Raw genomic sequence first — 13,588 nt, forward strand, 5'->3', positions numbered from 1 at the left:
CTTTCCATCGGCTTTTGTGCGAGCTGCCACGCGTACGGAATCGTGGGTCGGTTTGGCCTCCGCGAAATCTTGCGACACGAGCCGTTGACTTATCAGTGATGTATCTGAAACCTTGAATCCCTGCTCACGAAAAAACTTGGCAACAAGTTGAAAATTTGTGGCAGACATCCCCCGTCCCCCCGTGATCGCCGAGCCCCCGAACCTCGGCGACCACGCGCGCACACCGAAGAGGGATTCATGAGAGGACGAAGACTCGTCACCGGCATCCTGGCGACCGCCCTGGTCACCGCCGGGATTTCCGCTACCCCCGCACACGCCGCCGGCGGCCCCAACCTGGCTCAGGGCAAGGCCGCCACGGCGAGCGGTATCAACGGCCCGTACGGGGCCGGCAACGTCACCGACGGCAACGCCAGTTCCTACTGGGAGAGCCCGAACAACTCCTTCCCGCAGTGGGTCCAGGTCGACCTCGGCAGCGCCGTGGCCGTCGACCAGGTCAAGCTCAAGCTGCCGCCGCCGGCCGACTGGGCCACCCGCACACAGACGCTCAGCGTGCTCGGCAGCACCAACAACTCGAGCTGGAGCACGCTGTCGGCGAGCGCCGGCCGCACCTTCAACCCGGGCAGCGGCAACACGGTCACCATCGACTTCACCGCGGCCACCGTCCGGTACGTCCGCGTCAACATCACCGGCAACACCGGCTGGCCGGCCGGTCAGCTGTCCGAGCTCGAGGTCTACGGGGTCGCGGGCACGAACCCCGACCCCGACCCGGACCCGGATCCGCCGACCGGCACCAACCTGGCCGCGGGCAAGACGATGGAGGCGTCGAACAACGTCTTCAACTTCGTCGCGGCCAACGCCAACGACAACAACCGGGCGACCTACTGGGAGTCCAACGGTTTCCCGGCCACGCTGACGGCCAAGCTCGGCTCCGACGCGAACGTCACCGGCGTCGTCGTGCAGCTCAACCCGGACTCCGCCTGGGGTCCGCGCACGCAGAGCATCCAGGTGCTCGGCCGGGCGCAGGGCGCGTCGGCGTTCACCTCGCTCAAGGCGCGGGCCGACTACGCGTTCGGCTCCGGCAACTCGGTGACGATCCCGGTCACCGGCAAGGTCGCCGACCTGCAGCTGCAGTTCTTCAGCAACACCGGCGCGCCCGGCGGGCAGGTCGCGGAGCTGCAGGTGCTCGGCTCGTGGGCCCCGGCCGCCGACCTCGTGGTCAGCGGTCTGTCATGGACCCCGGCCACACCGGACGAGACCTCCACGATCAACATCGCCGCCACCGTACGCAACGCGGGGTCGGTCGCCTCGACCGCGACCACCGTCGACGTGCGGCTGGCCGGCAACACGGTCGGCAGCGCGAACGTCGGCGCCCTCGCGGCCGGTGCCTCGACGACCGTGACGGTCAACGCGGGTCGTCGCGGGCAGGGAAGCTACCAGGTGTCCGCGGTCGTCGACCCGGCCAACACCGTGCCCGAGACGGACAACTCCAACAACACCTACACGTCGCCGACGGCGCTCGTCGTCGCCCAGGCGCCCGGTCCTGACCTGCAGGTCCTGAGCGTCACGCCGAACCCGGCCAACCCGGCGGTCGGCTCGTCGGTCACCTTCGCCGTCGCGGTCAACAACCGCGGCACCAGCGCGGCCGCCGCCACCGTGACCCGGGTGGTCGCGGGCAGCACGACGCTCAACGCGAACACCGGAACGATCGCAGCCGGTGCCACCGTCACGGTCAACGTCGGTCCCTGGACGGCGACCAGCGGTGGCGCGACGATCACGGCCACGGCCGACGCGACCAACGTCGTCGCCGAGACCAACGAGAACAACAATTCCCGTACGCAATCCATCGTCGTCGGACGCGGTGCCGCCACCCCGTACGTGTCGTACGAGGCCGAAGCCGCCCGTTATCAGGGCACCCTGGTCGAGGCGGACGCGCTGCGCACCTTCGGGCACACCAACTTCGGCACCGAGTCGTCGGGCCGCAAGTCGGTGCGGCTGAACAGCACCGGCCAGTTCGTCGAGTTCACCTCGGTCAACCAGGCCAACTCGATCGTCGTCCGCAACTCGATCCCGGACGCCCCGGGCGGCGGCGGGCAGAACGCGACGATCAGCCTGTACGCGAACGACCAGTTCGTGCAGAAGCTGACGCTCTCGTCGCGCAACAGCTGGCTGTACGGCACGACCGACGACACCGAGTCGCTGTCCAACACGCCGTCGGCCGACGCACGCCGGCTCTTCGACGAGTCGCACGCGCTGCTGTCCACGTCGTACCCGGTCGGCACCCGCTTCAAGTTGCAGCGGGACTCGGGCGACTCGGCGTCGTTCTACATCATCGACATGATCGACCTCGAGCAGGTGGCCCCGGCGCTCTCGCAGCCGGCCGGCTGTGTGTCGATCACGACCTACGGCGCGGTGCCGAACGACGGCATCGACGACACGGCCGCCATCCAGCGCGCGGTCACCGACGACGAGAACGGCGTGATCCCGTGTGTCTGGATCCCGGCCGGTCAGTGGCGCCAGGAGCAGAAGATCCTGTCGCCCGACCCCACCCGCGGCCAGTGGAACCAGAAGGGCATCCGGAACGTGGTCATCCGCGGCGCCGGCATGTGGCACACGCAGCTCTACACGAACACCGAGCCGCAGAACGTGGTCGGCAACATCAACCACCCGCACGAGGGCAACGTCGGCTTCGACATCGACGACAACACGCAGATCTCCGACCTGGCGATCTTCGGCATGACGACCAACCGGGCCAACCGCGGCCACGGCATCAACGGCCGCCTCGGCAAGAACACGAAGATCAGCAACGTGTGGATCGAGCACGTCAACGTCGGCGCGTGGGTCGGCCGCGACTACTCGGACACGCCCGCCTACTGGAACCCGGGCGACGGGCTCGAGTTCAGCGGCATGCGCATCCGGGACACGTACGCGGACGGCATCAACTTCTCGAACGGCACGCGCAATTCCCGGGTGTTCAATTCTTCCTTCCGTACGACGGGTGACGACTCACTCGCCGTCTGGGCGAACCCGCGGGTCAAGGACACGACGGCGGACTCGGCCAACAACAACCACTTCGTCAACAACACGGTGCAGTTGCCGTGGCGGGCGAACGGCATCGCCATCTACGGCGGGTCGAACAACTCGGCCGAGAACAACCTCATCTACGACACGATGAACTACCCCGGCATCATGCTGGCCACCGACCACGATCCGCTGCCCTTCGGCGGGACCACGTTGCTGGCCAACAACGGCCTCTACCGGGCCGGCGGCGTCTTCTGGAACGAGGACCAGGAGTTCGGCGCGATCACCCTGTTCCCGTCGAGCAAGCCGATCACCGGCGTCACCATCCGGGACACCGAGATCGTCGATTCCACGTACGACGGAATCCAGTTCAAGACCGGCGGCGGTGAGATGCCCAACGTCGCCGTCACCAACGTCCGCATCGACAAGTCCAACAACGGCGCCGGAATCCTGGCGATGAGCGGAGCCCGCGGCAACGCGGTCCTCAGCAACGTCACCATCACCAACTCCGCCGACGGCAACATCGTCACCCAGCCCGGCTCCCAGTTCGTCATCACGGGCAGCTGACAAACACGGTCCCGGCGGTGCGCTCACACGCACCGCCGGGATCCTTGGCGTATGACTCTCGACCATCTGGCTCTGCTGCACGACGAGCTCGCCGCTTTCCAGGACTGCCTGACCGGCGACCTGTCCGCCCCCGTCGAGCACTGCGGCGACTGGACCCTGCACGACCTGGTCGTCCACCTGGGCCAGGAGAACCTGTGGGCGGCCGCCGCGGTCCGCGAGCTGCGGGGCGACTACGTCGCGGAGCCGCCCCCGGCCGACGTCGTGCCGTGGTTCGCCGACACGGCCCGCACCCTGACGGACACGCTCGCGGTGGACCCGGCGACCGAGGCGTGGACATTCTTCCCGCCGCACACGGTCGGTTTCTGGCGACGCCGCCGCTGCCTCGAAACGCTCGTGCACCGTTGGGACGCCGAGCAGGCCGCGGGCCGGCCGAGCACGCTGAACCCCGCGTTGTGCGGCGACGGCATAGCCGAAGTCATCGACGGTTTCGTGCCACGGCAGATCCGCCTCGGGCGCATGGACCCGCTCCAGGCCGCGATCCGGCTGAACGCCACCGACCTGCCGGCATCCTGGCAACTCGGGCCGGGCGTCCCGGTCGCCGAGCTGTCCGGAACCGCCGCCGACCTGCTGCTCATGCTGTGGGGCCGCCTTCCCGCACCATGGCAAACCCTGACCGGCAACGAGACAGCCGCCCGCGACATCCTGCGCGGCCCTCTAGTCCCCTGATAATCTGGCACAAGTCATCCTGACTCTTGACTAGTTATCACGCAATGCGCAAAACTGTCCTCCCCGCCGACACGAGGCGTGGAGGAGGAACGACTGCCTACCGATGGAGAGGCATGAACAACGTTCTCGAGCAGTCGGAAGCGGGCCGCGAGATCGCCCGCAAGAACCGCGAGCAGGGCCTCGAACAAGGTCTCGAACAAGGCCTCGAACTAGGCAGCGCCAAGACGATGCGAGCACTCCTACGAGCAAAATACGGCGACATCGAGGACCTGGAAGCACTCGCCCGGAAACTGGTCGGGCACGACCCCGACGGCAACATCGCACGCATCGTCGCCGGGGCGACGCTCGCAGAGTTGCGGTCCTGAACGGCGGTCGGGCCGCGGCGGGCGGGGATACTTGGCCGGTGATGCAGTCTGAGGCGCAGCCGATTGCTGGTGTTCGCGTGGGCATGACCGTGGCCGACCCCGCCGGCGCTGAGGTCGGCACGGTCAGCGCGGTGCAACAGCCGGGCACCCACGTACGCCCCGAGGCGGATGCCGACGTCGAGGCGCTCATGGTGGCCGGCTATCTGCGCATCGACGGCACCGGGCTGTTCTCGCACGACGTCTATGCGAGTGGCGACCAGATCGTCGAGGCGCTCGAGGGCACCGTCGTGCTGAGCGTGACCCGCGACCAACTCACCCGAGCGACCTGACCGGCACGCGGCCGGACAGGGGCACCCCACATGACATATCGTGCCTGAGTGGTTGCATCAGGTAACGGGGGAACGCTTCGCCGGTGGCATTTGGTGGTCCTGGCCAGTCTGGCGGTGTTCGCGCTGGCCTGTGAGGGTGCGGACGGCACCGGCGCCGCGAATCCGGATTCGACAGGCAAGCCGGCCAAGGGCTACCCGTCCTCGATGGCCGCTCTCGGCGACTCGATCACGGCCGGGTTCGGGAGTTGCGGAGCTTTCCTGGTGTGCGGCCGCAACTCGTGGGCCACCGGCACGGCCGACGCCGTGGACAGTCACTACGCGCGCATCCTGGCCAAGAACCCGCGCATCAAGGGCAACGCGCACAACTACGCGCGACCGGGCGCGGAGGCCCGCGATCTGGCCGGTCAGGCCGCGCAGGCGGTCGACGCGAAGGCCCAGTACGTGACCATCCTGATCGGAGCCAACGACGCCTGCGCCGCAACGACGGCCGGCATGACGTCGGTGGCCGGCTTCCGGGGCAGCATCGACCGGGGACTCGCCCGGCTCAAGAAGGGCCTGCCCAAGGCCAACATCGTGGTCGCCAGTGTCCCCGACCTCTACCGCCTCTGGCAGCAGGGCCACGACAATCCTCGCGCCGTACGGGCGTGGCAGCGCTTCAAGACCTGCCCGTCGATGCTGGCCGACCCGGCCGCGACCACCGAGGCGGCCGAAGCGCGACGCCGGCAGGTGCGGGACCGGATCAAGGACTACAACGACGAACTGCGGCAGGCGTGCGACGCGTACGGAAAACGCTGCCGCTGGGACGACGACGTGTTCGAGGCGGGCTTCAGTCTCGACCTGGTCAACCAGGTCGACTACTTCCATCCGAACGCCGAGGGTCAGGCCGAGCTGGCCGACGCCACGTATTCCTTCAAATAGGCTGCAACCTTCCCCGACCCCGGCGCCGACATAGAGGCGACAAGGGAGGGATCGGATGCGGGCCGACGAGGACCGGGAGTACGTCGACTACGTACGGGTGCGGCTGCCGCGCCTGCACCGGATGGCGTACATGCTGTGCTCGAACGCGCACCAGGCCGACGACATCGTGCAGGCGACGCTCACCGCGCTGTATGTGAGCTGGCGCAAGGCGGCCACGGCGGACAACCTCGACGGGTTCGTGCACCGGATCATGGTGCGCCGCTTCCTGGACGAGCGCCGCCGCCGGTGGTCACGGGTGCTGCTCGGCGACCACATGCCGGAGACGTCGGCTCCGGGTGCGGACGACGGCTTCTCGGAGCGGGACGCGCTGGTCGCCGCACTGCGGACACTGCCGAAGGGGCAGCGGGCCGTGGTGGTGCTGCGCTATTTCGGTGACCTGAGCGTCGAGCAGACGGCCGAGGCGCTGGGCTGCTCGACCGGCAACGTCAAGAGCCAGTGCGCCCGCGGCCTGGCCACCCTCCGCGAAGCGATGATGACGGCCGCCGAAAGGGAGCAGGCATGAACGACGAGCAGGAACTGCGGCAGCGACTCGAGGCGATCACGCCACCGCCGAGCCGCTGGGAGGCCGAGTCGTTGCTGGAGGCGGGCCGGCGCCAGGTCTTTCGCCGCCGGTCATGGCAGGCGGCGGGTGGGGTCGCCGTCGCGACCGGTGCCGTGCTGGCGGTGCCGGGCCTGATGCGATCGCCGGAGCCGGTCCCGCTGCCCGCCGCCTCACCGGCTGAGCCGCCTGGCTGCACTACCCGAGTCCTGGCCACGCCCACGGGCGTGACGGGGGCGAGCGCGGCCGGAGTCGATCCGACCGGCCGGTTCGTGATCGGGCTCTACGCCGAGGGCCAGGACTTCCACTCGATCCTGTGGACCGACGGCAAGCCGAAGGCGCTGCCCCAGCAGGCCGAGTCGATCGAGGCGACCGCCGTGAACGCCCAGGGCGTGGTGGCCGGCCTGGCGACCAACGGCGCCGAGCAGTATGCGTTCCGCTACGAGAACGGCAAGTACACCCGCATGCGGACCCCACCCGGCCAGTGGACGGTCTATCCCGGGCCGGCCATGAACGCGACCGGCGACATCGTGATCAACGCCGAGCCGATCGCCAACATCGAGGGCAAGGACAGCATCGCCCTGCTCTGGAAGGCGGGCACGACCACCGCGGTCAAGCTCCCCCTACCCCCCGAGGCCAACATCTACGATATTTCCGACACCGGCCCGGTGGTCGGGGCGACATTCAAAAACGGTCAGGGCGATTTCCCGTACGTGTGGCAGCGCACCGGTTCGGGCAAGCGCCTGACGATTCCGGACGGAACCCGGGCGATCGCGCACGCGATCCGGGGCGACTGGGCCGCGGGCGGCATCTGGCCGGCCACCGGGGAAGGGAAGCCGGCCCTGTGGAACCTGCGCACCGGCCAGTTCACTCAGCTTCCGGGCAACGGCCCGGCCGACGACGTGAACAGCACCGGCGTGGTCGTGGCGGCGGGTCAGGTGATCCGCGACGGCAAGCCGGTGAAGCTCCCCGTCCCCGCGGGCGAGGAGGCGTCGGCCCGCGCCGTCTCGGACACCGGCCTGGTGGTCGGCCACACTCAGGGCCGGAACGACGACGAGCGGGGCGACCCACGCGTCTGGCAGTGCTGAGCAGAATCGGTCACGGGCGGGCCAGCCACGCCTCCAGCTGAGTCAGTGTCGCCCGGGTGGCCGCGAGTTCCTGCCGCAGATCCTCGCGACCGTCCCCGAGAACCTCGGCGGCCGACCGCCCAGCCGCGAGCGCGGCGAGCTGGGTCTGGGCATCGACCAGGTCGGCGAGGGTCTTCCGGAAGGCACTGTCCACGACCGACCAGTCAGTCGGGGTCGCTTCGGCGACCTCCGGAGGGCTGGACGGTTCCGCGTCCTCGGCCGAGGGCCTCGGCGGGGTGATCACTGAACCCCGGGCGGGCGAGGACTCGGCCGGCCGGGCCGCCGGCAGAGTCAGCGGCGGCGCGGTCGCTGGAGGCGCCGACTGTGCCGGAATGGTCGTCCTCGGCAGGGGCGGCGCCTGGACCGACAAGGAGGCGCTCGCCGGAAGCGGCGGTGCAGCGAGCGGCGGCGCAGGAAGCGACGACGTAGGAAGCGACGGCGCGGGAAGCGACGGCGCGGCCAGCGGCGGCGACGCAGGAAGCGACGGCGCAGCAAGCGGCGGCGCAGCCAGCGGCGGCGACGCAGCAAGCGATGGCGCAGGAAGCGACGGCGCAGCAAGCGGCGGCGACGCAGCAAGCGGCGGCGGCGCAGCAAGCGGCGGCGGCGCAACCGCATCGGACGCACCCACGACCGGCGGCAGCAGCGGCGCCGGAGACCGCTCGGCCGGATGGTCGAAGGTCACGATCGGCGGCGGCGCGACCGGCTCCGCCGCGGCGACGACCGGGGGCAGGGGTGGTGGAGCAGCCGGCTCGTCCGGGATCACGACCGGAGGCAGAGGCGGTGGCCCCATCTGCTGCGGGGCCGGCGGGGAAACCGGCACGTACGGAGGGAGAGGCGGTGCCGCCGCCGGTTCCGGTGGAGTGAACGTGAACGCTGTGGACAGGGACCAGGACGGCCGCCGGTCGATTCCGGGGTCGTCCCCCCACCTCGGAGGGACCGGTGACGCCGGTTCAGCCTCCACGCTCTCGGGTTCGGCCGAGGACGGCGAGTTCCACGACTCCTCGGCCGAGTGCCGGCCCGCGGGCGGATCGAACGGCTCTGATTTCCGCCATGCGGGCAGGTCGCCCCACTCCGGCGAATGAGAGTCAGCCACGGATTTCCTCCTGGAATTTCTCGGGAGTGACCGAGCGCGCCATGGCCGGGTCCTTCAACACCTCGTCGGCGTCCCACAGCACCAGATCCGGGCCGTCGAGCCCGAGGATCTGGCAGGTCAGCCGCCGCTCGTCGACGGTCGCCATCCACGGCGTACCGAAATTGCCCGCCTTGCTGTCGCGCGAGTATCCGGCGACGACGTGGACGCGGAGCCCGGACGCGGCCCGGCCACGGCCCTCCACGCCTTTCAGGAGGCCCATCGCGGTGGGGATGAAGAAGTGGTCGCCCGACACGATCACCACCTCGGCCAGGTTGTACTGCTCGGCCAGTCCGGTGATGAACGGCTGCAGCGCCATGTCGGCCGCGTTCTCTTTCGACTCGATGCTCGGTGGAGGCATCTCGAAGCGGATCTGTCGCGCGACGAAGGCCGCTTCGACCGCCCGCAGATCCCAGCCCACCAGGGAGAGCGAGTATCGCGTGGCCACGGCGACCGGCGGCGCCACCGAACCGAACCGCCGGGCGAAGGCGATCAGCTGATCGGCCAGCTCCTCGGGGGACTGCGCGGCTCCGATGATGTTCTCCACGTCGACGAACAGGCCGACCGGCTTCTTGCTCTTGTCCGGTGAGACCTCGAGCCGGGCGCCGTGCAGCAGGCGCAGGTAGCGTTCGAGGACCCCGCCACGGATGCGGATCTGCAGCTCACCACCCGGCGCCGGACGGGACTCGATCACGTTCGCCCCCTCCAGCGCCCGCAGCGTCGAGCGCACGTCCCGCTCCGACCGCTTGATGACGTCGGCGACGCTCATCCAGGCCCGGGGTGTCGGCAGGGTGTGCGCCAGATCGACCGCGACGGCACGCTCCTGCTCGTTCAGCAGTGATGCGTCGAACCAGGACACGTCGAACATGTACTGCTGGTTGGTCGCGATGTCCTGCGAGGCGTCCCACACGTCGTTGACGCAGATGACGTTCCGCCGTCCGGCGTTGGCCAGCCGGAGCGCGCCCTTGATGATGGCCGAGGTGAAGTTCGGATGCCCGGCCGATTCCTCGAACAGGACGCCGTGGACGTCGTCCGGCACGATCACCGGCCGGCCGCTGAGCACGGACTTCACCAGTTGGGTGACCTCGGTGGCGTCCAGGAAGTCGACCCGCCGGGGCTCCACCAGCAGTCCGGTCGTGGTCGGCAGGCCGCCCGGGCCTTCGACGGCGGCGAAGATGAAGCCGCACCGCCGGCTCTCGGCCATCATCCGGATGAGGTCGAGCAGCGGTGCACACTCGGCCGTGTAGAGGCACTGGAACTCGTCGATGACCAGGACGGGGGCCGATCCGCTGGCGGCTTTGCCGAGATCCGCGTAGGCGTCGAGGAACTCTTCCAGGAAGAGCGTCGGATTGTCGGGGAGCGGCGGGACGGCCGGGAGGGGCAGGCGCGCTTCGCCGGAGATGCGCCGGCACAGGTTCGCGACGATCGCCCCGAGGGTCTGGTGTGCGGGTTGGAGACCCTGCGCCGTCACCAGATCGACGCGCCGGCCCGCGTCGGCCAGTTCGACGATCACCTTGTTGAGCAGGCTGCTCTTGCCCACCTTGCGGATGCCGTGGAAGCACACCGGCACGGCCGGAAGCCGATCCACATAGTTGCGCAGCACCTGTTCCAGGTGGTCACCGCGACCCTGGAACAGGCCGGAGACGACCTGGCTGCGGCTCAGTGGCTCGTTGATGACGAATTCGTCGGGAATCTCGAGACCGGCCACGCCGGAGTCGGCGAGCAGGGCGTCCCAGCTGCTGACCGGCGCGGTGACCGTGACCGACCGCCGGCGGCCGGTGACATAGCCCCAGCTCCACGCCAGGTCGAGCTGGATGTCCACCGACTCCTGGGGCGCGTGCAGGTCGACCGCCACGGGGACGGCCACGGTGTACGACTCGCCGGCGGCGACGTTGCCGAGGGCCAGCGAGGACACCCCGCCGGACAGTTCGACCTGTTGCAGCTCCACCTCGCGGGTGCCACTGACCTCGACCACCGCCTGCGGCGGCTCCGCCTCGCGGCTGAGACCCACCCAGTACGCGGGCAGTGCCGCGTGCGGCGGGGGCGCCTCGACCAGGTGGTTGACCGCGAAGTCGGAGGCCCGGCGGACGGCACCGAGCAGCGCGGCGAGCGATTCCTCGCCGGCGTCGGACGACTTCAACTCGGCGGCGATGCGACCGACGCGGTCGAGCAGGTCACGGGCGTCCTCGGGGCGTACGCCCTCGGACAGCTGCCCCAGGGCCGAGAACACCTGATGCACCAGTTCACGGACCCGGGTGTCGACGCCGACGTAGACCAGCGCCGACTCGACGCTGCGGGCCAGTGCGGCCACCGAGGCCGGGTCGGAGGCGGCCGTCAGCTTCGGCAACAGTTCGGCGATCTCCGGCCGTACGTTGGGCGGCGGCTGCACCGGGCCACCCGGCAGCAGGCTGCTGAGCAGCTTGTCCTGCTCCTTGGAGGTCGGGATCGCGTGGTGGTCGAGCACCTCCTTGACGCTGCGGGCCAGTCGCTCGTCACGCCACTTGGCGGCGAACCGGAGGGCGCCCGATCCGGGGGCCCGGAACGCGTACTTCGCGTCGGAGAGGCCCTTCTTCGTGTGCTGGATCCGGCTGCGCACTCCCGGACGCCGGTTGTCGCCCTCGGCCAGGCCTTTCACCCGCCGCTCGAGCTGGACGAGTTCCTCACTCTGCTGGTCGAGACGGTCCCGCGCGTATTCGATCACGCGTGCCCACGTCTCGTTGGCGACCGTGTGGTCCGGATCCTTCTCGCTGGTCTCGGCCAGCGCGACCAGGACGGTCTGCCGGGGAGCGGGTCCCAGCTTGGCGGCCATTCCGGCGAGGAGACACCGCTGCCATCGCTGGGTGTAGCGGGACTCCTTGCGGACCTCGTCGACCATGCTGGGGGCGGATCGCTGCCCCGAGTCGAAGCGCAGCGGCACCGGATCGGCCAGCTGACCCCAGTGGCGCAGGGCCACCTCGGCACCGTCGAAGCCGGTGGGGATGTCGGTGTTCGCCATCGCGAGAGCGGCCAGCAGGACCCTCGGTTCGGGCACCTCCCGGGCCCACGTGGTGAAGAAGCGTGTCGGCTCGTCGTCGCCGGACTGCCCGTCCTCGGTCGCCTGCAGTGCCAGCCAGATGCCGAGCAGCACCATGTCGGTGTCGGCCCGCCACGACTTGAGCCCCTCGTCGAGGTGCTTGTACGCCCCGACACCGGCGAACTTCCGCTTGGTGTCGAAGACGGCCAGGTTCCAGCAGACCTCGGGGCTGGGCCGGGTCATCCGCCGCCACTTGTCGGCCGCGTCCGGCAGCCGGCTGGCCTGCGCGTCCAGGTAGGCGTCCCATTCCTCGGCGGCCATGCTCCGGCCCCGGACCAGGAACGGCTCCAGCGCCTGACGGCAGCGCGCCACCGCCGGCTGGTTGCCGGCGATCGCGTCCTCCACGTCGCGCTTGTTCAGGCGGTTCCGCGGATGCTGTGTGGCCGGGTGCGACACGGCCGGCGCGCGGTACTCCGAGACCTTGCTGCCCAGTTGCTGGGCCAGCCAGGTCCGCGCCTGCTCGACGATGATGGTCCGGTTGCGCTTGCAGATGTCGGCGGCGGTCTGCGCCTGGAAGGCCTGCGCCGCGTTGAGCAGGGCGGTGCGGTCGGTCGTGCTCAGACCGGCCAGGTCGGGGCGCCGGGTCGGGTCGGCCCGCGCCCGCAGCTCGTCGAGCGCGAGACTCGATTCGAGGTTGAACGACTCGAAGCGATCCCACAGGCTCTTCGTCTGCGCCTGGGTCAGATTCTCGGCGAGCGTGGCCGCGGCCTCGACGCAGCTGGCCGCCTTGACCCGGTCGTTGCGCACGGAGGCCGCGTCGAGCAACCCGGTGATCGCCCGCAGCAGGAGCTGACGTACGACGGATTCGTACCGGCCGGTGTCCGCGGTCAGCAGGGTCACCTGCACGCTGGACGGCGCCGCCTGCCGGACGACCAGCCCGATCGCCTCGGCGACGAGGTCCGCGTGCTCGGTGTGGATCACCGCGACACACGCCGGCACGAGCACGTGCTCGACGCGGGGCAGCGACCCGGTCGACACCGCCTTCTCGGCCAGAACGTCCAGCAGGGCGGACGCCACACGGTGGGTGGTCCGCTGGCGGATGTCCCGGGCGTGGCCGGCGTTCAGCAACTCCCAGCCCAGTGACCGCGGCTTGTCGTTCGAGTCGAACAGTTGGGGATAGACGGCGTCCCAGAAGGCCTGCTCGTCGTCCGCGCTGAGGCTCTCCTCGGCGCTCGCGGCGACCGGCGAGGCCTCGGCCTCGGCCGGCGGCGGCTCGGCCGGGCTCGGAAGCAGGGTGTTCCGGACCTCGGCGGCACCCGGCACCGTCGACAACCGGTCGAGCATGGCCGTGGCGGCCTGCGAGATCGGCTCGGAAGCGGCGACCTGATCGGACAACGAGCGAACCAGGCCGACGACCGAAGTCGCAGTTTCGGCACTGATGTCCACATGCACCCCGGACATCAAGGAAGTGATCTGTGCGGTCCGATCCGGAATCCATCCCTGATGTGCCCAGAACCAGAGTCCGTGCAGGAAAAGGAGTGCGCCGGTTTCGTGATCAACGGCCTCCGACTTGACGGCCAGAGCGGCGAACGCCTGGTCGATCCGGATCACATCCGCGTCTCCGTCGGACGGTAGTCCGACATGGGCGGAAACACCCTTCAACCAGGGCCAGATCTGCGCCGTCCAGCTTCCGTCGACTGCCAAGGCTCACCCCTACAACGAAACTCGAATGTCTTGTGATCAAAGGGCTACGGCCGGTTGCCGTCGCAACGCTAGACGAGCCCTGGCCGGATTAGTA

General features: G+C 69.7%; 9 protein-coding genes. 7 read left to right on the top strand and 2 right to left on the bottom strand.

Features of this window, described 5'->3' with window-relative positions; translation table 11 throughout:
- Nucleotides 1-237 precede the first annotated feature (237 nt).
- The 7 genes from KOI35_RS39475 (at nucleotide 238) to KOI35_RS39505 (ending at nucleotide 7,609) form a co-directional block, all read left to right on the top strand.
- Entirely contained in the window at nucleotides 238-3,585 is a 3,348-nt protein-coding gene (locus tag KOI35_RS39475; RefSeq protein ID WP_215794439.1) for a CARDB domain-containing protein, read from the top strand.
- A gap of 51 nt (nucleotides 3,586-3,636) precedes the next feature.
- Nucleotides 3,637-4,311, top strand: a complete 675-nt coding sequence (locus KOI35_RS39480) for a maleylpyruvate isomerase family mycothiol-dependent enzyme (RefSeq protein WP_215794441.1) — start codon at nucleotides 3,637-3,639, stop codon at nucleotides 4,309-4,311.
- Between the two features lie 113 nt (nucleotides 4,312-4,424).
- Complete coding sequence (locus KOI35_RS39485; RefSeq protein WP_215794443.1) at nucleotides 4,425-4,676, top strand: ABC transporter substrate-binding protein; 252 nt, start codon at nucleotides 4,425-4,427, stop codon at nucleotides 4,674-4,676.
- Nucleotides 4,677-4,717: 41 nt separating this feature from the next.
- Nucleotides 4,718-5,005 carry a hypothetical protein gene (locus tag KOI35_RS39490; protein ID WP_246614551.1) on the top strand — a complete coding sequence of 96 codons (288 nt, stop codon included), beginning with the start codon at nucleotides 4,718-4,720 and terminating at the stop codon, nucleotides 5,003-5,005.
- A gap of 93 nt (nucleotides 5,006-5,098) precedes the next feature.
- The gene (locus KOI35_RS39495; RefSeq protein WP_308121350.1) at nucleotides 5,099-5,923 is read left to right on the top strand and encodes an SGNH/GDSL hydrolase family protein; all 825 of its coding nucleotides are present in this window, start codon (nucleotides 5,099-5,101) and stop codon (nucleotides 5,921-5,923) included.
- Between the two features lie 55 nt (nucleotides 5,924-5,978).
- Nucleotides 5,979-6,485 carry a SigE family RNA polymerase sigma factor gene (locus KOI35_RS39500; RefSeq protein WP_215794447.1) on the top strand — a complete coding sequence of 169 codons (507 nt, stop codon included), beginning with the start codon at nucleotides 5,979-5,981 and terminating at the stop codon, nucleotides 6,483-6,485.
- A complete protein-coding gene (locus KOI35_RS39505; protein ID WP_215794449.1) occupies nucleotides 6,482-7,609 on the top strand; it encodes a hypothetical protein in 1,128 nt (375 codons plus the stop codon). Before KOI35_RS39500 ends, KOI35_RS39505 begins: the two co-directional genes overlap by 4 nt.
- Nucleotides 7,610-7,619: 10 nt before the next feature.
- On the opposite strand, the gene KOI35_RS39510 is transcribed toward KOI35_RS39505, so the two are convergent.
- Nucleotides 7,620-8,411: a hypothetical protein gene (locus KOI35_RS39510; protein ID WP_215794451.1), complete on the bottom strand. Its 792-nt coding sequence runs from the start codon at nucleotides 8,409-8,411 to the stop codon at nucleotides 7,620-7,622.
- A gap of 322 nt (nucleotides 8,412-8,733) precedes the next feature.
- Nucleotides 8,734-13,251 (bottom strand): hypothetical protein, encoded by a 4,518-nt coding sequence (locus KOI35_RS39515; protein ID WP_215794454.1) that lies wholly within the window; start codon nucleotides 13,249-13,251, stop codon nucleotides 8,734-8,736.
- Between the last annotated feature and the right edge of the window lie 337 nt (nucleotides 13,252-13,588).

It is taken from the genome of Paractinoplanes bogorensis, from assembly GCF_018829635.1.
Taxonomy (GTDB): Bacteria; Actinomycetota; Actinomycetes; order Mycobacteriales; family Micromonosporaceae; genus Actinoplanes; species Actinoplanes bogorensis.

Coding starts and splice junctions, on each gene's coding strand:
- KOI35_RS39475 (WP_215794439.1), top strand. CDS start 238: ATGAGAGGACGAAGACTCGTCACCGGCATCCTGGCGACCGCCCTGGTC.
- KOI35_RS39515 (WP_215794454.1), bottom strand. CDS start 13,251: ATGTCCGGGGTGCATGTGGACATCAGTGCCGAAACTGCGACTTCGGTC.
- KOI35_RS39490 (WP_246614551.1), top strand. CDS start 4,718: ATGCAGTCTGAGGCGCAGCCGATTGCTGGTGTTCGCGTGGGCATGACC.
- KOI35_RS39500 (WP_215794447.1), top strand. CDS start 5,979: ATGCGGGCCGACGAGGACCGGGAGTACGTCGACTACGTACGGGTGCGG.
- KOI35_RS39505 (WP_215794449.1), top strand. CDS start 6,482: ATGAACGACGAGCAGGAACTGCGGCAGCGACTCGAGGCGATCACGCCA.
- KOI35_RS39485 (WP_215794443.1), top strand. CDS start 4,425: ATGAACAACGTTCTCGAGCAGTCGGAAGCGGGCCGCGAGATCGCCCGC.
- KOI35_RS39480 (WP_215794441.1), top strand. CDS start 3,637: ATGACTCTCGACCATCTGGCTCTGCTGCACGACGAGCTCGCCGCTTTC.